21 protein-coding genes are annotated in these 18852 nt (G+C 57.4%); 14 read left to right on the top strand and 7 right to left on the bottom strand.

What is annotated here, in order from left to right; all coding sequences use genetic code 11:
* The first annotated feature begins 1 nt into the window (after position 1).
* Together HKX44_RS04425 and HKX44_RS04420 are read left to right on the top strand one after the other, a co-directional pair.
* Positions 2-478: a CinA family protein gene (locus HKX44_RS04425; protein ID WP_276150085.1), complete on the top strand. Its 477-nt coding sequence runs from the start codon at positions 2-4 to the stop codon at positions 476-478.
* A 142-nt stretch (positions 479-620) separates the two neighbouring features.
* Positions 621-1802 (top strand): ammonium transporter, encoded by a 1182-nt coding sequence (locus tag HKX44_RS04420; RefSeq protein WP_276150084.1) that lies wholly within the window; start codon positions 621-623, stop codon positions 1800-1802.
* Here HKX44_RS04420 and HKX44_RS04415 read toward each other — a convergent pair.
* Both HKX44_RS04415 and HKX44_RS04410 read right to left on the bottom strand, forming a co-directional pair.
* Positions 1784-3061, bottom strand: coding sequence for an MmgE/PrpD family protein (locus HKX44_RS04415; protein ID WP_276150083.1), 1278 nt, complete (start codon positions 3059-3061; stop codon positions 1784-1786). The two genes, HKX44_RS04420 and HKX44_RS04415, sit on opposite strands and share 19 nt — an antisense overlap.
* Positions 3058-3510: a type II toxin-antitoxin system RatA family toxin gene (locus HKX44_RS04410; RefSeq protein WP_276150082.1), complete on the bottom strand. Its 453-nt coding sequence runs from the start codon at positions 3508-3510 to the stop codon at positions 3058-3060. Before HKX44_RS04410 ends, HKX44_RS04415 begins: the two co-directional genes overlap by 4 nt.
* Positions 3511-3589: 79 nt before the next feature.
* Here HKX44_RS04410 and hpt point away from each other — a divergent pair, with 79 nt between their 5' ends.
* Both hpt and HKX44_RS04400 read left to right on the top strand, forming a co-directional pair.
* A complete protein-coding gene (gene hpt / locus HKX44_RS04405) occupies positions 3590-4126 on the top strand; it encodes a hypoxanthine phosphoribosyltransferase (RefSeq protein ID WP_276150081.1) in 537 nt (178 codons plus the stop codon).
* Positions 4123-4296: a hypothetical protein gene (locus HKX44_RS04400; RefSeq protein ID WP_276150080.1), complete on the top strand. Its 174-nt coding sequence runs from the start codon at positions 4123-4125 to the stop codon at positions 4294-4296. The genes hpt and HKX44_RS04400 overlap by 4 nt, the downstream gene beginning before the upstream one ends.
* Positions 4297-4368: 72 nt before the next feature.
* Here HKX44_RS04400 and lipA read toward each other — a convergent pair whose 3' ends face one another.
* Together lipA and HKX44_RS04390 are read right to left on the bottom strand one after the other, a co-directional pair.
* Positions 4369-5322 carry a lipoyl synthase gene (lipA, locus tag HKX44_RS04395; protein ID WP_276150079.1) on the bottom strand — a complete coding sequence of 318 codons (954 nt, stop codon included), beginning with the start codon at positions 5320-5322 and terminating at the stop codon, positions 4369-4371.
* A 105-nt stretch (positions 5323-5427) separates the two neighbouring features.
* The gene (locus HKX44_RS04390) at positions 5428-6570 is read right to left on the bottom strand and encodes a DUF6456 domain-containing protein (protein ID WP_276150078.1); all 1143 of its coding nucleotides are present in this window, start codon (positions 6568-6570) and stop codon (positions 5428-5430) included.
* A gap of 258 nt (positions 6571-6828) precedes the next feature.
* Here HKX44_RS04390 and HKX44_RS04385 point away from each other — a divergent pair, with 258 nt between their 5' ends.
* Complete coding sequence (locus HKX44_RS04385) at positions 6829-7158, top strand: DUF6477 family protein (RefSeq protein WP_276150077.1); 330 nt, start codon at positions 6829-6831, stop codon at positions 7156-7158.
* Here the strand turns inward: HKX44_RS04385 and HKX44_RS04380 are convergent.
* Positions 7151-8695 carry a trimethylamine methyltransferase family protein gene (locus HKX44_RS04380; RefSeq protein WP_276150076.1) on the bottom strand — a complete coding sequence of 515 codons (1545 nt, stop codon included), beginning with the start codon at positions 8693-8695 and terminating at the stop codon, positions 7151-7153. The genes HKX44_RS04385 and HKX44_RS04380 overlap by 8 nt on opposite strands.
* A 198-nt stretch (positions 8696-8893) precedes the next feature.
* Here HKX44_RS04380 and guaA point away from each other — a divergent pair, with 198 nt between their 5' ends.
* The 9 genes from guaA to HKX44_RS04335 all read left to right on the top strand — a co-directional run bounded on the left by guaA (position 8894) and on the right by HKX44_RS04335 (position 16966).
* On the top strand, positions 8894-10468 hold the full coding sequence (gene guaA, locus HKX44_RS04375) for a glutamine-hydrolyzing GMP synthase (protein WP_276150075.1): 1575 nt from the start codon (positions 8894-8896) through the stop codon (positions 10466-10468).
* Positions 10459-10737: an antibiotic biosynthesis monooxygenase gene (locus HKX44_RS04370; RefSeq protein ID WP_276150074.1), complete on the top strand. Its 279-nt coding sequence runs from the start codon at positions 10459-10461 to the stop codon at positions 10735-10737. Before guaA ends, HKX44_RS04370 begins: the two co-directional genes overlap by 10 nt.
* Positions 10734-11597 carry a DMT family transporter gene (locus tag HKX44_RS04365; protein ID WP_276150073.1) on the top strand — a complete coding sequence of 288 codons (864 nt, stop codon included), beginning with the start codon at positions 10734-10736 and terminating at the stop codon, positions 11595-11597. The genes HKX44_RS04370 and HKX44_RS04365 overlap by 4 nt, the downstream gene beginning before the upstream one ends.
* A gap of 41 nt (positions 11598-11638) precedes the next feature.
* Entirely contained in the window at positions 11639-12553 is a 915-nt protein-coding gene (locus HKX44_RS04360) for a DMT family transporter (RefSeq protein WP_276150072.1), read from the top strand.
* A 32-nt stretch (positions 12554-12585) separates the two neighbouring features.
* A complete protein-coding gene (locus HKX44_RS04355) occupies positions 12586-13440 on the top strand; it encodes an ATPase (protein ID WP_276150071.1) in 855 nt (284 codons plus the stop codon).
* 104 nt (positions 13441-13544) lie between these two features.
* Positions 13545-14465 carry a homoserine O-succinyltransferase gene (metA, locus tag HKX44_RS04350; RefSeq protein WP_276150070.1) on the top strand — a complete coding sequence of 307 codons (921 nt, stop codon included), beginning with the start codon at positions 13545-13547 and terminating at the stop codon, positions 14463-14465.
* 13 nt (positions 14466-14478) lie between these two features.
* Positions 14479-15438: an alpha/beta hydrolase gene (locus HKX44_RS04345; protein ID WP_276150069.1), complete on the top strand. Its 960-nt coding sequence runs from the start codon at positions 14479-14481 to the stop codon at positions 15436-15438.
* A 48-nt stretch (positions 15439-15486) separates the two neighbouring features.
* Positions 15487-16356, top strand: a complete 870-nt coding sequence (ppk2, locus tag HKX44_RS04340; protein WP_276150068.1) for a polyphosphate kinase 2 — start codon at positions 15487-15489, stop codon at positions 16354-16356.
* The gene (locus tag HKX44_RS04335) at positions 16349-16966 is read left to right on the top strand and encodes a TetR/AcrR family transcriptional regulator (RefSeq protein WP_276150067.1); all 618 of its coding nucleotides are present in this window, start codon (positions 16349-16351) and stop codon (positions 16964-16966) included. Before ppk2 ends, HKX44_RS04335 begins: the two co-directional genes overlap by 8 nt.
* 108 nt (positions 16967-17074) lie before the next feature.
* Here HKX44_RS04335 and HKX44_RS04330 read toward each other — a convergent pair whose 3' ends face one another.
* Together HKX44_RS04330 and rpsI are read right to left on the bottom strand one after the other, a co-directional pair.
* Positions 17075-18067, bottom strand: coding sequence for an LLM class flavin-dependent oxidoreductase (locus HKX44_RS04330; protein ID WP_276150066.1), 993 nt, complete (start codon positions 18065-18067; stop codon positions 17075-17077).
* A 296-nt stretch (positions 18068-18363) separates the two neighbouring features.
* Positions 18364-18852, bottom strand: coding sequence for a 30S ribosomal protein S9 (gene rpsI, locus HKX44_RS04325; protein ID WP_276150065.1), 489 nt, complete (start codon positions 18850-18852; stop codon positions 18364-18366).

The following is an 18852-nucleotide window of genomic DNA, read 5'->3' as shown; positions in this document are numbered from 1 at the left end:
GATGTCCCTTGCCGCCCGCATCGTCGAGGCCTGTTGCAGCAAAGGTGTGATGGTGACTTGCGCCGAAAGCTGTACCGGCGGGATGGTGGCCGTGGCTCTGACCGATGTGGCGGGGTCATCTTCGGCGCTGGAACGCGGGTTTGTGACCTATTCGAATGCGGCCAAAGTCGAGATGTTGGGCGTATCCCCACAGACATTGACCGCGGTCGGCGCCGTGTCGCAAGAGGTTGCAATCGAAATGGCCCAAGGGGCGCTTGCACATTCACAGGCCGATCTGGCGGTGTCGATCACTGGCATCGCAGGTCCGGGCGGATCAGATCACAAGCCCGAAGGCCGGGTCTGTTTCGCTGTTGCCACACAGGCGGGCGTTCAAGTGGAAACGCAGGAGTTCGGTGCCCTTGGTCGCGGGGTGGTCCGGACGGCTGCCCGGGATCACGCCCTTGCGCTACTGGCCGATGCGCTTGATAAACTGCCCTGAAATTGGTCTTTGCAGTTAAAATACGCCTAAATTCTAGACTCTTTCAAAAACGCCTAATTCTTATCTGCTTGCAGGCCTTTTGCCTGCCCGAACATTAGGCAATCAAACCGGCACCAATCTTTTGATCTGAATGGAGCCCCCAATGAACCCTGCCGATACAGCATGGATAATGACCGCTACAGCGCTGGTTTTGCTGATGACCTTGCCGGGACTGGCCCTGTTTTATGGCGGGCTGGTGCGGTCGCGCAACGTTCTCAGCGTGTTTATGCACTGCTATGCCATCGCTTGCTTGATGTCGGTATTGTGGTTTCTCGCCGGGTATTCGATTGCCTTCGGTCCGGGCACCAGCGGTATTTGGGGCGGCCTGGCCAAGATCGGGCTGACCGGCGTGACCGCCGATAGCCTGACTGGCACCCTGCCTGAAATCCTGTTCTTTGCCTTTCAGATGACCTTTGCCATCATCACACCGGCCTTGATCGTTGGGGCCTATGTCGAGCGGATCAGCTTCGGGTTTATCGTTCTGTTTTCAGGGCTTTGGATGCTCATGTGTTATGCGCCAGTGGTGCATTGGATCTGGGGCGGCGGCATGTTGGCGGATGGCGGGATATTTGGCGACACAGGCGTCAAGGATTTCGCCGGCGGCATCGTGGTGCATGAAACCGCGGGGCTGGCGGCGATTGTGCTGGCCGTGATGCTGGGCGCACGCAAACATCAGACCACCCCACCCCATAACCCCGGTTTGGTCATGATCGGTGCTGCGCTTTTGTGGGTTGGTTGGTTTGGCTTTAACGGCGGGTCGCAGCTGGCCGCGGACGGTGGTGCCGCGATGGCAATCACGGTGACCCATATTTCTGCCGCAACCGCATCGCTGACATGGGCCCTGTGGGAACGGATCAAATTCGGGAAATCCTCGCTTGTCGGGATTGTCACCGGGACAATTGCCGGGCTTGCCTCGATCACCCCTGCCTCTGGTTTCGTCGGCCCATGGGCGGCGCTTTTAATCGGTGCGGTTGCCGGCATTCTGTGTCAGGAAGCAGTGGTTTTGATGCGCAACAGGCTCAAGGTTGACGACACGCTTGATGTCTTTGCGGTGCATGGTGTGGGCGGCATTTTCGGCACCATCATGATTGCGGCCCTCGGTGCGGGGTCGTGGACCGCGCAATTGGGATCATTGGCGATTGTGGGTGTCTATACCGTCGTGGTGACCGTTGTTCTGGTGCTGGTCTGCCGTGCGATTTTGCCAATGCGGGTTGACCTTGAAACCGAAGTGAACGGGCTGGACCTTTCGGTGCATGGCGAACGCGCCTACGACATCACCAGCTGATCAAGAAAGACACGCAGGGAATGCCCCTGTGTGGCGCTCCAGAGGGGGGCTGCCCGCCCCTCGCCAAGCAAAGCTGCCGCCTTGCCCCGCAGCTTTTGCGCCCGGGTTTCCAGTGACATCGGCGACATCAGATCATGGCGCAGACTCTCGGTGCTGCCATCGGACAGGGTGATCAACAGCTCACTCTGCGTTTCGCTAAGCCGCGCATCCTCACTGACGTTAATGCGGTTTCGCAAGGCAAGGACATCCGCGTCCTGCGCCATGGCATCCGTGAAATTCCCGATGGCACCCGTGTCATGGCCCAACAGGGCCATTGCTGCCGTCTGGCCATAGCTAAACTTGGCCGCCAGTCCGGTGTTGGGCGTCTGGATGTTACAGACCGACATCCATCGCGGATGGGTGCGGATGTGAACCGCCTTGATCTGATCCGGTTGCGCCGCCGTGTCGCGCAGCGCTTCCAGCATGGCATGAAGACCGTGACAACAGGCGTGAAACTTGTGGCTAATGCTGTTGATGCGCCAGTCGTCGATGGGCAGATCGACGTTCCCCCCCTGCCCGTGATGGGTTGCGCCAAATCCCAAGGGGCCGGCCAGCCCGTCCTGCGCCGCCGTCATGCCGGCCTGTGCCCAGACTGTGGCCTCGACACCTGTGCGCGCCGCCAGACCTGCGTTCAGCGGTTTCGCCATAGTCCCGAATTGCGCCTTGATGCCGGATGCCATGCTGGCACAAAGGCCAAGGGCGTGACGGGTTTGCATTACGTCAAGTCCAAGCAATCGACTCGCCGCCACAGTTGCGCCAAACGCACCCGCCGTTGCAGTTTGGTGGTAGCCGACCTGATAGTGATCCCGCCCCAGCCACAGACCGACGGCAATAGAGGCTTCCACGCCAATCGTTGCGGCATGTGTCAGGGCGTCGAGATCACAGGAGACCTGTTCGCCAAGGGCCAGAACCGCAGGAAGAACCGCGACTGACGGGTGGCCGATATGGGCAAAATGAGTGTCATCGTAATCCAGCGCATGGCTTATCGTGCCATTCACCAGCGCCGCTGTCGGGGCCGATGTACTGCCACCGCCAAAGACCTTATGCCCCCCTTGATGCAGGGCCAGCTGTGCCCCGACAAAAGCGTCAAACTCTGTCTCATCGGCCCCGGCAATCCCGCAGGCCGCCCAGTCAAACAACGACAGGCGCATCATCGCGGCTGCATCTTCTGGCACCGAAGTACCCATAAATTCAATCAGTTGATCGGTAAGGCCTGTCACGCCGCCGGCCCGTAAAGCGCTTTGGCGCGGGCTTCAAAGGCGCGCACGACTCGCTGCATCGCCTCATTGAAAACAATACCGATGATGCCCTGAAGAATGGCGTTCTTGAATTCGAAATCCACGTGGAAATGCACATTGCACCCTGCTGCGGTCTCTTCAAACGCCCAGTTGGATTTCATGTATTTGAACGGTCCGTCCAGATATTCGGTGTCGATCTTGCGCGCTGCGGGCCATAGCACCACACGGCTGGTAAAGCGTTCGCGAAACACTTTGAAACTGATCACCAGATCGGCATCCATGACACGGTGGTCGCCCTTGTCCTCATCACGGCGAATCCGCGCGGCGGCGGTCCACGGCAGGAACTCGGGGTAGGATTTCACATCCGCCACAAGGTCGTACATTTGCTGCGCCGAATAGGGCAGCTCTCTGGTCTCGGTATGGGTTGGCATTGCGTTCCGTGCTGGCTCGGGTTAGCTCTGTTTCACCGTTTATGCGGGCAATTTCAAGGGCCAAGGTAAGGGCTGTACTATGACTGATCGTCGCTATGTGATTGACGAAATGATCTCGGCGAAATCGATTGCCGCACGGATAGAAGAACTGTGCCGCCAGATCCGCGACGAGTTTGATGGCACGGATAAACTGGTTGTTGTGGGGCTGTTGCGCGGCAGTTTTGTCTTTATCGCCGATCTGGTGCGCGAACTGGACCTGCCGATCGAAGTCGATTTCCTTGAAGCGTCAAGCTACGGTGACGGGATGGAAAGCAGCCGCGAAGTGCGTATTCTCAAAGACCTGCGCGGTGCGATCGAGGGCCGTGACGTGCTGTTGGTCGAGGACATCGTCGACACTGGCCATACCCTGCATCATGTCACCAACCTGTTGAAATCACGCGAACCTGCACGGCTGAAAACCATTGCCCTGTTGGACAAACCGACGCGGCGCGAAGTCGATATGAAGGCGGATTGGACCGGGTTCGAAATTCCCGACGAATTTGTTGTCGGCTATGGCATCGACTTTGCGCAGCGCAATCGCAACCTGCCCTTTATCGGTAAGGTTCGCTTTACATGAACCCGGTCTGGCTGATGCGGATGTCGCAATGGGCGCGCAGGCCGCCGTCAGCCAAACGGGTGAAACTGGTCTTTGGAATTATTGTTGTCGCCGCTATGATCTGGGGCATCGAAGCGCTGGGGTACTGGCCGGAATGGGCCAAAGCCGAGCGCATTGAGCGAAAGTTTTAGCGCCGTTCAGCGCATGAAGCTGCGGGGCACCAAACCTGAGGTTGACAATTGTGCCCCGCTTGGCCTTCCCTATCAGGCGATCCCCAGCTTTTTGTTCCGTGCTGCGCGCAGCTGCGCAAAGTCATCGCCTGCGTGATAGGACGACCGGGTCAACGGCGTGGCAGATACCATCAGGAACCCCTTGCCATAAGCGGATTTCTCATAAGAGGCGAATTCATCGGGATGCACAAACCGGTCCACACGGTGGTGCTTCGGTGTTGGTTGCAGATATTGGCCGATGGTCAGAAAATCGATATCGGCGGCGCGCATGTCTTCCATCACCTGAATGACAGATTGACGATCTTCGCCCAAACCCACCATGATTCCCGACTTGGTGAACATCGACGGATCAAGCTCTTTGACCCGCTGCAACAGACGCAGAGAATGGAAGTACCGCGCACCGGGCCGGACTTCGGGATAAAGGCCGGGCACGGTTTCAAGGTTGTGATTAAAGACATCCGGGCGCGCCTCGACCACTTTTTCAAGGGCTTCCGGGCCACATCTGATAAAGTCGGGTGTCAGGATTTCGATCGTGGTGCCCGGGCTGCGGTGCCGCACGGCGCGAATGGTCTGAGCAAAATGCTCGGCACCACCGTCCTCGATGTCGTCACGGTCCACGCTGGTGATCACCACGTGGTTCAATCCAAGCTTTGACACCGCATCCGCCACCCGGCCCGGCTCGAAAACATCAAGGTCTTCGGGCGGTTTACCGGTGGCAATATTGCAAAACGAACAGGCACGGGTACAGACTTCGCCCATGATCATCATGGTCGCATGGCCCTGTGACCAGCATTCACCGACGTTCGGGCATCCTGCTTCTTCGCAGACCGTCACCAGATTATTGTCCCGCATGATCTTGGCCGTGTCAGCATAGCCTTTGCCACCAGGGGCTTTCACCCTGATCCAATTGGGTTTTTTCGGTTGAGCATTATCTGGCTTGCGGGCTTTTTCTGGGTGGCGTTGTTCGGGAATTTTCAGATCACGCATGGCGGGGCTCCGTTTGATTGCCCCATGTCTAACATATTCAACCGTCAGCGAAAGCCCAGCCGCGCGCATTCCAGCTCTGCATCCGGTAACGCCAGCAGCCTTTGTTCAGCCGATCATTGGTCCCCCCGGCCCGACAGTCCTATCATAGTGCCGTTTTAATCGCATCAAGGCGATCCGCAGCACCACCTTGCCCGAGCGCGCCGACCACCCCAGCCGTTTTTCAGCGGCTTCCAGACCTTCAAGATAGCAACAGCAACGCAGCGCAACATCCGCCAGCCCCGCCCCCAAATCATCCAACGCTGCGGTGACACGGGCGCGGGCCTGCGATGCGCCACTCCCCGCACCAGAACCCAGCGGGGTACCGGGGCACACACCAGCCGTCAAAAACTGATCCCAGTTTTGTACGGTGGTGCTGTCCATCTGGGCCAGTTCAAAATCTTCCCGCAGCCTTTCGCCCGCATGCACCAGTGGTTCGGACAAAAAGGGCTTGCCGTCCTTGTTGCGTCGCCGCGCCAGCGCGCTTAACGGGCTTTCCCCGACCGGTATCCTTGGCCGCCGGGGGCCATTCTCGGTGCCGGTTTCGCGGGTGGTCTCATCGTCGAAATGAAACGGTGTCGCGGCCTCGGCCATGCCTGAAGCGGACGCGTTTGTCATGCCAAACTGTTGCAGAAACGCACCCAAAGCGTTCCGCCCGCCCGTGGTAATGTGATATCGGATGATGCGCCCGGAATTGGCCGGCGCGATCCAGTCTTTCAATGCCATCGCTTGCGCCACGGAATTGGCAACGACTGCCGTGCGCGTGCTGATCCCCTGCGGTCCGTCCCGTACGACCACCGCTTTGTCCAGATCTGCGGCCACAGCCAGAACAGCACCGGTCTCGCAAAGTCTGCGCAGCACCCGCATGGATTCACGCGCCAGCGTTGCATCATCTGGCATGGGCTGATCAGAAACAGTTTTCATATCGGCGGTTCCCTTCTTGTTTTGCAGTGCTGGTGGTCGGTTCAGTGGCGGGACAGCCGCCCCCAGTTTGCGCAGGGCAGCATCGACAAGCGGGTCATCGCGGCGCATTTCGACCTTCCGAATTTGCCGTAAAACAGTTGAAGCATGGCATCCCGCAGCCCGCGCCAGTACACGTATTGGTTCCCCGTTCTCGGTATGGGCGATGTAGCGCAACGCCCTCATGGGCACCCATGCGGGCAGGTTTTCGGGCCGTCCCGCTGCCTTGTCCGGTTGTCCAAACTGGTCCATCGTTACGCCACTCCCCACCTGTTTTCTCCAAGTTATCCATAGGTTATCCCACGGTACAACTGCGTACCCCCAGGTTGCATTGATTACCGATTGGTAAAAATCCTGCGGTTTGAAGAGCATTGTCGCTAAATCATAAACAGTTGTGAAAGCCCCGAACGCAGACGATACCCGCCACGCAACACGCCTTTAGGTTGTGTAATGATGGCCCGAACGAAAAGCGGCACCACCGCTTTGCTTCACTGCTCAAGGAGTTCTGCCATGCAAGATGTACTTACCATGCTCAACACGCTGCACCGTCCTCGCCTGATGATGCGGGCTGCACGGATTGGCGCAGAGGAGTATCGGCGTTCCGCCCATCTGCCGCGGCTACTGGGCTATGGTACCCTGCCCCGACATGGCGCGGTGTTGCTGAAACTGATGGATATTGAGGCCACGCTAGAAGAGCAGCGCATCGGATCCGATGGCAGCTACAGCCTGATCCGGCATCTGGATGTTTTGATCGCAATGGTCGCCGAGGCGCGCGTCTTGCAGCGCTTGCAAGCCCCCACACCACCGCAGGGGCCTGCGTCTTTAACCGAAGTTACATAAAGCTGTCAGGTTCAGCGCTTTTCTTTTGGGCCACAAAAGCATCAAGCGCTTCGCGGATTGCCGGATCAAGCGCAGGGGCTTGATAATCCGCCAACATCTTTTCAACCCGAAGTGTGGCAAGCGCCTGTGTGTCGCGCCCGCCTTCGTCTTCCCAGGTTTCAAACGGCTTGTAATCCAGCAGGTCCGATTTCCAGAAGGCCGTCTTAAAGTTCTTCTGCGTATGGTCACAGCCCAGATAATGACCGCCCGGTCCAACTTCGCGGATCGCATCCATTGCCTGTGCGTTCTCGTCGATTTCGACGCCACGTGCCAGATGATGCAAAGTGCCCAGCTGGTCAGCATCCATGACGAACTTTTCAAACGAGCTGACCAGCCCGCCTTCCAGCCAGCCACAGGAATGCAGCATAAAGTTCACACCGGCCAACAGCCCCATGTTCAGACTGTTCGCAGTTTCATAGGCTGCCTGCGCATCAGGCAGCTTTGATCCGCAGAACGACCCGGCCGAACGGTAAGGCAAGCCCAGACGGCGCGCCAGTTGACCAGCACCGTAGGTGATATGTGCCGCTTCCGGGGTGCCGAATGTCGGCGCACCAGAGTTCATGTCGATCGAGGTGACAAAGGCCCCCATGATCACCGGTGCGCCCGGTTTGATCAGTTGGGAATAGGCGATCCCGGCCAGCGTCTCCGCCAGGACCTGCGTCAGCGTCCCCGCAACGGACACAGGTGCCATCGCACCGCCAACGATAAACGGCGAGATGATACAGGCCTGATTGTTCTGCGCATATACCTCAAGTGCCCCCATCATCACATCATCGAATGTCATCGGCGAGTTGATGTTGATCAGCGAGGTCATCACCGTGTTTTGCTGCACAAATTCCTCACCAAAGAGGATGTTGCACATATCTACTGAATCTTGTGCGCGGCTGGGTTCTGTTACGGACCCCATAAACGGCTTGTCGCTCAGCGTCATATGCGCGTGCAACATGTCCAGATGTCGCTTGTTCACCGGCACGTCGGTCGGTTCACAAACGGTCCCGCCGGAGTGGTGCAGCCATTTGGACATATAGCCCAGCTTCACGAATTTGTTGAAATCGGCCATCGTTGCGTAACGCCGCCCACCCGCCGCGTCGCGCACAAAGGGGGGACCGTAAACCGGGGCCAACACAAGGTTGTTGCCGCCCACCACAACCGATCGTTCGGGGTTGCGTGCATGTTGGGTGTATTGCGAGGGTGCCGTGGCACAGAGCTTGCGTGCCAATCCGCGCGGAATGCGCACCCGCTCGCCGTCGATATCCGCACCGGCATCGCGCCAACGTTGGATCGCCGCCGGATTATCAAGGAAATTCACTCCGACTTCTTCCAGCACAGTCTCGGCATTGGTTTCGATAACCTGCAAGGCTTCTTCGGTCAGGACCTCGAAATTCGGAATATTCCGCTCGATAAATTTGGCCGTTTCAAAGGAAACCGCGCTGCGTTCTGCCCGCCGCGCGGCACCGCCGCCCCCACGTCCACGTCCACGTCGTGCTGATTCCGCCATTTGCTCACCTTCTCGTCCAGATTTTTCTATCTGCTACCCTATTCACACATACCGCCTTCCGCAGATACCGTCTTATGGGGGTGAAAAGCGACATTGCCCCCTTCGCTTCTCTTTTTGGCCCTAAATCCTGCGGGGGTTTGGGGGCTGGCCCCCATTCGGGGACTTGCCACCCGCGCCAAGCCCCAATACTCAAGCGCTATGAGCAAAATTATCGCCCCCACCGACCACGACCGCCTGCTGATCATTGATTTTGGCAGCCAGGTGACTCAACTCATCGCCCGCCGCTTGCGCGAGCTTAATGTGTTTTGCGAAATCCACCCCTTCAATTCGGTGGATGACGCCTTTCTGAGCGCCTTCAATCCGAAAGCGGTTATTCTGTCAGGTGGCCCTGCGTCGGTTTTTGCTGAAGGTTCTCCGCGCCCGCCTGCCTCTGTGTTCAATCTCAACGTACCGGTTCTCGGGATTTGCTACGGCCAACAGGTGATGATGGAAATGCTGGGCGGCAAGGTCGAGCGCGGCCATAACACCGCCGAATTTGGCCGGGCCTTTGTCACCCCCGAGGCCGAAAAGCTGGCTCTTTTGAAGGGCTGGTTTGCTACAGACAAAGAACAGGTCTGGATGAGCCACGGCGATCACGTCAGCAAAATTGCCCCCGGTTTCAAGGTCTTCGGCACCTCGCCCAATGCGCCTTTTGCCATCACCGCAGATACTGATCGCAACTTCTATGCGGTACAATTCCACCCCGAGGTACATCACACCCCCAATGGCGCGAAACTCTACGAAAACTTCGTGCGTCTTGCCGGTTTCAAGGGCGACTGGACGATGAGCGCCTACCGCGAAGAAGCGATTGCCGCGATTCGCGCGCAGGTGGGGGATGAAAAGGTGATCTGCGGCTTGTCCGGCGGTGTCGATTCCTCTGTCGCCGCTGTGCTGATCCACGAGGCCATCGGTGACCAGTTAACTTGCGTGTTTGTCGATCACGGCCTGCTGCGCAAAGGCGAGGCCGAAGAGGTCGTCACCATGTTCCGCGATCATTACAACATGCCGCTGATCCACGCTGACGAGCAGGAATTGTTCCTGGGGGCCCTTGACGGGCAGGATGATCCTGAAACCAAACGCAAAATCATCGGCAAACTGTTCATCGACGTGTTCCAGAAACACGCCAAGGAAGTCGGCGATGCCAAATTCCTTGCGCAGGGGACACTTTACCCTGATGTCATCGAATCAGTCAGCTTTTCCGGTGGCCCTTCAGTCACCATCAAATCGCACCACAACGTGGGCGGTTTGCCTGAAAAAATGGGGCTGAAACTGGTTGAACCGCTGCGTGAGCTGTTCAAGGATGAGGTGCGCGCGCTGGGGGTCGAACTTGGCCTGCCGAAATCCTTTATCGGTCGTCACCCCTTCCCGGGTCCGGGTCTTGCGATCCGCTGTCCCGGCGAAATCACCCGCCCCAAGCTCGACATTCTGCGCGAGGCTGATGCCGTCTATATTGATCAGATCCGCAAACACGGGCTTTATGATGACATCTGGCAGGCCTTTGTTGCCATTCTGCCGGTGCGCACAGTTGGCGTGATGGGCGACGGGCGCACCTATGATTTCGCCTGTGCGCTGCGCGCGGTCACGTCAGTTGACGGGATGACGGCCGATTACTACCCGTTCAGCCATGAATTCCTTGGCGAAACCGCAACCCGCATCATCAACGAGGTGCCCGGCATCAACCGCGTTACTTATGACATCACCTCGAAACCTCCGGGCACCATCGAATGGGAGTAACCCTTAAGGGATATCTGCGCTGTGCTGATGAAGCTGAGGCCGGACGCGTCCGCGCCGCGTTGGACGAACATATCCGTCTGACACGGGCCGAGGCGGGCTGTGTCTCGTTTCATGTCACGGCCACAGATGACCCCTTGGTCTGGCAGGTTGCCGAAGAGTTTACCACACCTGTAGCCTTTGAAGCGCATCAGACGCGCGCCGCCGCTTCTGACTGGGCGCGCGAGACCAGAGGCATCGCGCGGGAATACGAGATCAAGGGCATGTCATGAACAGCACCGTGCAGGCCGCCCTTTGGATGATCGGTGCTGTGGTCAGTTTTACGGCCATGGCAGTTGCTGGGCGCGCGCTGAGCGGCGAATTCGATACCTTCGAGATCATGATGTACCGGTCCGCGCTCGGTTTGTTGGTGGTTGTGCTGATTGCTGTCTCCACCGGATGCCACCGCGAGATTGGTACCGCTTCGATCCGCACCCATCTGATCCGCAATGTCTTTCACTTTACCGGCCAGAACCTATGGTTCTTTGCGGTCACGATTGTACCGCTTGCGCAGGTGTTTGCCCTTGAATTCACCACACCGCTCTGGGTGATTGTGTTGTCTTTTCTGTTGCTTGGCGAAAAACTGACCAAGGTGCGTGCCATCGCAGCCGTGATGGGGTTTGTCGGCATCCTTATTGTGGCCCGCCCCAGTGTCGAGGGCATGAATGCAGGTATACTTGCCGCCGCCGGATGTGCGGTTTTCTTTGCCCTGACCTATGTTTTCACCAAGCGGTTGACACGGACCGAGACCATCACGTCGATCATGTTCTATCTGACCTCGATCCAGCTTGTTCTTGGCGTGATTGCCGCAGGTTACGATGGCGATATTGCCATTCCATCCGCTGCCGCCCTGCCTTGGCTGGTGCTTGTCGCCTGTTGTGGATTGCTGGCGCATTTTTGCATCACCAAGGCGCTGACCATCGCGCCTGCCACAGTTGTTGCCCCGATTGATTTCGCCCGCCTGCCCCTTGTCGCAGTGGCTGCGATGCTGCTCTATAACGAGGCCATTGATGTTTGGGTTTTTGTCGGCGCTGTGATCATCTTTGCCGGAAATTATTTGAACATTTGGTTCGAGACCCGCAAAACCGCATGAAACGGATCGTCACCACCAGCCCCACCTCATAAGCCGGTGACATGAACACACAAAAATCTATATCTTCACGCGCATGGGTCGAAATGTTGCTTCTGGCAGCAATCTGGGGCGCGTCATTTCTATCAATCCGTATCGCATTGGATGAGGTCGGGCCGCTGACGGCTGTGGCACACCGTGTCGGCTGGGCGGCATTGGCGCTTTGGTTGGTGGTCTTGCTGATGCGGCTGCCGGTGCCACGAGATCCGAGAATCTGGTTGGGATTTCTCGGCATGGGCCTGTTGAACAATGTCATCCCGTTCGGGCTGATGGCTTGGGGGCAGTTGTATATCGAAACCGGTCTGACCTCAATTTTGAATGCCGCCACCGCAATCTTTGGGGTGATCATGGCAGCAATTTTCTTTGCAGATGAACGCATTACCCTGCGCAAAGCAGTTGGAGTCACCTTGGGGTTTGGCGGGGTTGCAACAGCAATTGGTCTTGGAAATTTGATCAGTTTCGATCTGCGCTCGCTCGCGCAGCTGGCGGTGATCGGGGGTACCCTATCCTATGCGCTGGCCTCGGTCTGGGCACGCAAACAACTCGCTGGCCAGCCTCCGCAGGTGGCCGCGGCGGGTATGGTAACCGGGGCCACAGTAATTATGCTGCCTATCGCCTGGTTGGTCGAAGGGCCGCTGACCCTGGATTTACAAGGCGATACGGTGCTGGCCATCGGCTATTATGCCCTGATCGGCACAGCGCTGGCCTATCTATTGTACTACCGCGTGCTGGCCATGGCGGGCAGTGGCAACTTGATGTTGGTCACCCTATTGATTCCGCCGTTTGCCATTGTTCTGGGTGCCGTCGTCCTGAACGAAGCCTTACTGCCGTCTGCCTATGGCGGGTTTGCACTGCTCGCGCTTGGACTTTTGGTCTTGGACGGGCGCATCTGGCGTCTGATCCCTGCGCGGGCTAGGTAGGGGCAACACTCTTAACTAACGGACCCTGCCAGATGCTCTACACCACCGCTCAACAATGGCGCGATGCCCCACGCCGAAAAGTATTGGTCTTTGGCATGTCGGGGTTGGGAAAAACACATTTGTCGGGGTTGCTGCGCGGATCATGTGACTGGTTTCATTACTCTATCGATTACCGTATTGGCACGCGGTATCTGGGCGAAACCATCCTCGACAATGCCAAAGCCGAGGCGATGAAGGTTCCTTTTCTGCGCGACCTGTTGTTGTCTGACAGCATTTACATCGCTTCGAATATCACCTTTGAAAACCTATCGCCGGTGGCAACTTGGCTGGGCAAACCGGGCAATCCTGACAAGGGCGGCCTGCCAATGGAGGAATATGCCCGCCGGCAAGAAGCCTTTAAGCAGGGCGAAATTGCCGCTTTGCTGGATACGGCCCATTTCGCCGCCCGCGCCAAGACGCTCTACGGGTATGATCACTTTATCTGCGATACAGGCGGGTCGATCTGTGAATGGGTGAATGCGGATGATCCTAATGATCCCCTGCTGCGGGCGCTGTCCGATGAGTGTTTGCTGATCTGGATCAAAGGGGATGAGGCCCATACTCAAGAATTGATCCGCCGCTTTGACCGCGCCCCCAAACCGATGGCCTATCAACCCGAATTTCTGGTGCGTGTCTGGCAGGACTACCTGACCCAGAACAATTGCACCGAAGCGGATGTCGATCCTGATGTCTTTGTACGCTGGACCTATGCGCAGGCCCTATCGCACCGCCAGCCCCGGTACGAAGCCATGTCGAAATGGGGGGTGACCATCACACCTGACCAGATTTCCGGTCTCAGCCGCGAAAGTGATTTTGTCGAACTGATTGCCCAGACGCTGGAACCTTAAACCTTAAACCTTGCCCCAACCACTCGCCACAACGTGAGTGCTGTGCCCTTGGCAGTGCCCCGCTGGCGGATTATCTAAGCCTTTTACAGAACCGGACCGTCCCTATGCCTATCAAACTTCCCTCCGACCTGCCTGCCTTTGACGTGTTGACGCGTGAAGGTGTTATGGTGCTGGACGAAGATTTGGCCGCACATCAGGACATCCGCCCATTGCGCATCGCCTTGCTGAACCTGATGCCCAAGAAAATCCAGACCGAAAACCAGTTTGCGCGTCTGATTGGTGCGACCCCTTTGCAGATCGAGTTGAGCCTGCTGCGGATGTCCGATCACCAAACCCGCAATACTGCCGCCGCACACATGGAGAGCTTTTATCGGCCTGTGTCCGAGGTGATGGAGGAGAAATTTGACGGGCTGATCATCACCGGCGCGCCGATTGAACATCTGGATTTCCTTGATGTCGGGTATTGGGAGGAACTGACCCGCGTGATGGAGTGGACCCAGACCAATGTGCATTCGACCTTTGGTGTCTGCTGGGGTGGGATGGCGATGATCAACTATTTCCATGGTGTTCAAAAACATATTCTGGAACACAAGGCCTTTGGCTGCTTCAAACACCGCAACCTGATGCCGGCCTCTCCGTTCTTGCGAGGGTTCTCTGACGAATGTGTGATGCCCGTGTCGCGCTGGACCGAAATGCGCCAGTCCGAAGTGGATGCGCATGACGGGCTGATCACCCTTTTGGGCAGTGATGAAGTGGGCCCCTGCCTTATTCAGGATCCAGCCCACCGCGCCCTTTATGTATTTAACCATTTTGAATACGACAGCGATACGTTGAAACAGGAGTTTGACCGCGACGTTGCCGACGGCACGCCGATCAACGTGCCCTGTAACTATTACCCGAACGACGATCCGACACAGGCACCGACCAACCGTTGGCGCAGTCATGCACATTTGCTTTATGGCAATTGGATCAACGAGATATACCAAACCACGCCTTTTGATATGGCGGCCATCGGAACCCGATAACGTGAGGCGCGGCATGATAGTTCTAGCGATACTGTTTGCCGCGTTTATCGCCTTGGTACAGGGGCGCGCCTATATGCGCGAAACACAGGCCGAGGCAGCAACCCCACCCTTGGGCCAGCGCCTGAACGTAAACGGGGTGGATGTGCATGCCTATGTGACCGGGCAAGGCCCCGATCTGGTTATGTTGCACGGTGCCAGTGGCAACCTTCGCGATTTCACACTGGGCTTCGCTAACCGGTTGAGCGACCGCTACCGTGTGATCCTGTTTGACCGCCCCGGGCTGGGCTGGACCGGACGCCCAAAGGGGCACGGCGGCGCATGGAACAACAACGCGGAATCACCACTTGAACAAGCCGCGCTTTTGCAAGCGGCCGCTGATCAGCTTGGCGTAACGAACCCGATTGTGCTGGGCCATTCCTTCGGTGGCATTGTTGCCCTTGCCTGGGGGCTACGGCGTCCTGATGATACCGCGGCACTTGTCCTTGTCTCGGCTGTTTCCGAGCCTTGGCCGGGCGATCTGGGATGGACTTATGGTGTGTTCGGATCAAAAATTGGTGGCGCGTTGATTGTGCCGCTGATCACCGCCTTTGTACCGCAACGCATGATCACTGACAGCATCACCTCGATATTCACACCCCAGTCCGCACCCGAGGGATATGCCGATCACATCAATGCGGGCCTGACCCTGCGGCGTGAAAGCACCCGGGCCAACGCCCAACAGGTCAACGCCCTGCGCCCGCATGTTGTTGATATGAAAAAGAACTATGGCAACCTGCACATGCCCATTGAGGCAGTGCATGGGGATGCCGACACCATTGTGCCGCTCACTGTCCACGCTCAGATTCTGATGGGAGACGTCCCAGATGGCATTCTGACTGTACTGTCAGGTCAGGGTCATATGCCGCAACACACCGCCCCGGATGCGGTTGAGGCCGCAATCGAGCGCGCGGCCACACGTGCGGGTTTGCGTTAAACCGATTAACATCCCATATAGAGGATAACACCCTATTCAGGAGGCCCCATGGACCTGCCCTTTGACGGCGCAATCAGCGCCTATTTTGACACCGACGCACCGGACGATATTCGCGCCGCCATCAAACGCGCCGACAAAGGCGATATTCTGGCAGCCAGCTATCCGCATTCCGACCGTATGGCGCGCAAGGTGTATGAGCGCGAAATGGCGAAACTCCAGATCGAACTGGTGAAACTTCAGGCATGGGCGCAGGACAGCGGTACGCGTATCGCCTGTGTCTTCGAAGGTCGGGATGCAGCTGGCAAAGGTGGCACGATCAGCCGTTTTCGTGGCAACCTGAACCCGCGCTCCGCTCATGTGGTTGCCCTATCCAAACCGACAGAAACCGAACAATCAGAATGGTATTTTCAGCGTTACTCCAATCACTTGCCCTCTGCCGGAGAACTCGTTTTCTTTGACCGGTCATGGTACAACCGTGGCGTTGTCGAACATGTTTTCGGCTTTTGCACTCCGGCGCAACGCGAACATTTCTTTTCTCAAGTCAGCCCGTTTGAAAAGATGCTGGTCGAGGATGGCATTCACGTTTTCAAGTTCTGGCTGAACGTCGGCCGGGCCGAACAATTGCGCCGTATGCTGGCACGGGAAAGCGATCCGTTAAAACAATGGAAGCTCAGCACCATTGACGTCAAAGGGCTCGCCAAATGGGATGCCTATTCCGATGCCATTCAGGAAACCCTGAACCGCAGTCACAGCGACCATGCGCCGTGGACCATTGTGCGGTCTGATGACAAACGCCGTGCGCGGCTGAATGCGATCCGCACAGTGCTGCATGCCTTTGATTATACAAGAAAAGACGAAAAAGCCATTGGTCAGATAGACACCGGCGTTTGTGGCAGACCGGACATTTGGGATGCCTAAAAAGGGCTATCATCACGGCAATCTGCGTCAGGCCTTGGTCGATGCCGCGCTTCAATTGATCGAGGTGCGTGGCCCGATGGGGTTTACACTGTCCGAAGCGGCAAAGCAGGCCGGCGTCACCCCTGCCGCTGTCTATCGTCATTTCGACGGACGCGAGGCCTTGATTGCCGAGGCCGCGGAACAAGGCTATGCAATTTTTGCGGATTTGATGGATTACGCCTATCAGTCCGGCCAACCCTCAGCGCTCAAGGCGTTCGAAGCCACGGGACGTGCCTATCTCGCTTTTGCGCGTAAATACCCGGGCCATTACATTGCGATGTTCGAAAGCGGCATATCAATCAACCGCTCGCCAGAATTGTCACAGGTCGCAAACCGCGCCAATGCGGTGTTGGAAAAAGCCGCCACCGACCTAAGCCAGCATATCCCAGAGGACAAACGCCCGCCGGCCTCGATGTTTTCTGCGCATATCTGGGCGATGAGCCACGGGGTGGTCGAACTTTTTGCACGCAATTCGCCGGGGCGCGCTTCGCCCTTCCCGCCCGAAGACCTGCTGGAAACCGGCATCGGCATTTATTTGCGCGGTCTGGGGCTGGTCCAACCGGACGACTAGCACGCTCTAAAGCGTCCCGCCTTTTACCTGAGCCATCGTCTATCGCTTTTCGCGTTCGACCAAAGGAAGAGGCTGCACACACGCGTTTCATGTTTAAGGTCGGGCTCTCTAGGCAGGCACAGATTCCAGAGACTGCATCACCTCTGCTGCAATCTTCAAAGAAGCCTTGCGCGCATCATGGTCATGAATCTGGCTGGTCAAAATCACTTCATCCGGTTGATACAAATTGATTACTTCTTGCAGTTCCGCGCGCACTTTCACGGCACTGCCGGTGGCAGAGACACGCATCATCTGATCAACCGACCGGCGCACACCCTTACCGATCACCGCATCCAGATCATCAACCGGTGCCGGCAGCTTGCCTCTGGTTCCGGTGCGCATCCGCGCAAAAGCCTGCTGCATGGAGGTCCGCAGATAGGCCCCTTCAGCGTCGCTTTGCGCTGCAAAAACATTCGCGGCCAACATGAAATGCGGTTTCTCCAGGTGCGCCGAGGGGCGGAAGGTCTGGCGATAAACCTGTGTTGCCTGCTCCAACGCGTCCGGCGCAAAATGCGAAGCAAAGGCGTATGGCAGGCCGAAATGCGCCGCCAGCTGCGCGCCATATAGCGAAGAACCAAGGATCCAGACGGGTACATGACTGCCCTCGCCCGGCAACGCACGCACCTGTACGCCCTCACGCGGTGCGCCCAGATAGGCGATCAATTCTGCCACATCACCAGGAAAATCATCACTGCCAGCACGGCGTAGAGCCTGATACACCGCCTGATCGCCCCCCGGTGCCCGCCCAAGACCCAGATCAATGCGGTCGCCGTGCAGGGCGGCCAAAGTTCCAAACTGTTCGGCGATTGCCAAAGGCGCATGATTGGGCAGCATCACCCCGCCGGCCCCCACACGGATGGATTTTGTATGGGCCGCGACATGGGCTATCAACACGGCGGTCGCCGCACTGGCGATACCCGGCATGTTGTGATGTTCGGCCAGCCAAAACCGATGATACCCCAAGGCCTCGCAATGTTGGGCCAAATCGGTCGTGTTTTTCAAGGCCTGTGCAACCTCAACACCCTCTGGCACCGGTGCCAGATCAAGAACAGAATACCGCATAATTTCACCCTTTCAGGCGTCCGGCCTGTAACCTGAGGTTTCTCGCATCCCCAATGTCGCGCGAACGCGAAGCATGGCAATGGATTGGTGGTCCATGGTTAAGATCGGGCGCAACAGCTTTCTGCAAATCTATGCACGGAGCAAACAAACCAAAACCCCTTGGATGAACTATTATTCATCTTGCCGATAAACTCCGGGGGTCCGGGGGCTGGCCCCCGGCAGCCGCGCATGACCGCCTAGACAAACAAAAAGGGCCGCACCCACTGGCACGGCCCTTTCCAAAAATGTTGTAAATCTTAACGCTTTGAGAACTGGAAGCTCTTACGCGCTTTCGCTTTACCGTATTTCTTACGTTCCACAACACGGCTGTCGCGTGTCAGGAAGCCGGCCGCTTTCAAGGCACCGCGCAGAGCGGGATCATAAAGCTGCAACGCTTTGGAAACACCGTGCTTAACCGCGCCGGCCTGACCGGACAAACCGCCGCCCTTTACCGTTGCATAAACGTCAAACTGACCTTCTGTGCCGGTGATGCTGAAAGGTTGAGCAAGGATCATTTGCAAAACAGGACGTGCAAAATACTCGTTCTGTGGCTTACCGTTTACGACAACTTTGCCGGAACCGGGTTTGATCCAGACGCGGGCAACCGCATCTTTACGTTTGCCGGTTGCATAAGACCGGCCCAATTCATCGCGAACAGGTTCGCGTGCAATCACTTCGACTTCAGGTGTCGCTTCTACGCCGGCAACCTGTGCGAGGTCTTCGAGTGTGTTGATTTCGTCGGCCAT

Source organism: Sulfitobacter sp. M05, from assembly GCF_029285175.1.
Taxonomy (GTDB): domain Bacteria; phylum Pseudomonadota; class Alphaproteobacteria; order Rhodobacterales; family Rhodobacteraceae; genus Sulfitobacter.
Note: the sequence above shows the minus strand (reverse complement) of the source record. Positions and strands in the feature narration are given on the sequence as shown.

Coding starts and splice junctions, on each gene's coding strand:
- HKX44_RS04420 (WP_276150084.1), top strand. CDS start 621: ATGAACCCTGCCGATACAGCATGGATAATGACCGCTACAGCGCTGGTT.
- HKX44_RS04355 (WP_276150071.1), top strand. CDS start 12,586: ATGCTCTACACCACCGCTCAACAATGGCGCGATGCCCCACGCCGAAAA.
- lipA (WP_276150079.1), bottom strand. CDS start 5,322: ATGCGTGATCTGAAAATTCCCGAACAACGCCACCCAGAAAAAGCCCGC.
- hpt (WP_276150081.1), top strand. CDS start 3,590: ATGACTGATCGTCGCTATGTGATTGACGAAATGATCTCGGCGAAATCG.
- HKX44_RS04425 (WP_276150085.1), top strand. CDS start 2: ATGTCCCTTGCCGCCCGCATCGTCGAGGCCTGTTGCAGCAAAGGTGTG.
- HKX44_RS04390 (WP_276150078.1), bottom strand. CDS start 6,570: ATGGACCAGTTTGGACAACCGGACAAGGCAGCGGGACGGCCCGAAAAC.
- HKX44_RS04335 (WP_276150067.1), top strand. CDS start 16,349: ATGCCTAAAAAGGGCTATCATCACGGCAATCTGCGTCAGGCCTTGGTC.
- HKX44_RS04400 (WP_276150080.1), top strand. CDS start 4,123: ATGAACCCGGTCTGGCTGATGCGGATGTCGCAATGGGCGCGCAGGCCG.
- rpsI (WP_276150065.1), bottom strand. CDS start 18,852: ATGGCCGACGAAATCAACACACTCGAAGACCTCGCACAGGTTGCCGGC.
- HKX44_RS04360 (WP_276150072.1), top strand. CDS start 11,639: ATGAACACACAAAAATCTATATCTTCACGCGCATGGGTCGAAATGTTG.
- HKX44_RS04385 (WP_276150077.1), top strand. CDS start 6,829: ATGCAAGATGTACTTACCATGCTCAACACGCTGCACCGTCCTCGCCTG.
- HKX44_RS04410 (WP_276150082.1), bottom strand. CDS start 3,510: ATGCCAACCCATACCGAGACCAGAGAGCTGCCCTATTCGGCGCAGCAA.
- guaA (WP_276150075.1), top strand. CDS start 8,894: ATGAGCAAAATTATCGCCCCCACCGACCACGACCGCCTGCTGATCATT.
- ppk2 (WP_276150068.1), top strand. CDS start 15,487: ATGGACCTGCCCTTTGACGGCGCAATCAGCGCCTATTTTGACACCGAC.
- HKX44_RS04345 (WP_276150069.1), top strand. CDS start 14,479: ATGATAGTTCTAGCGATACTGTTTGCCGCGTTTATCGCCTTGGTACAG.
- metA (WP_276150070.1), top strand. CDS start 13,545: ATGCCTATCAAACTTCCCTCCGACCTGCCTGCCTTTGACGTGTTGACG.
- HKX44_RS04380 (WP_276150076.1), bottom strand. CDS start 8,695: ATGGCGGAATCAGCACGACGTGGACGTGGACGTGGGGGCGGCGGTGCC.
- HKX44_RS04370 (WP_276150074.1), top strand. CDS start 10,459: ATGGGAGTAACCCTTAAGGGATATCTGCGCTGTGCTGATGAAGCTGAG.
- HKX44_RS04365 (WP_276150073.1), top strand. CDS start 10,734: ATGAACAGCACCGTGCAGGCCGCCCTTTGGATGATCGGTGCTGTGGTC.
- HKX44_RS04330 (WP_276150066.1), bottom strand. CDS start 18,067: ATGCGGTATTCTGTTCTTGATCTGGCACCGGTGCCAGAGGGTGTTGAG.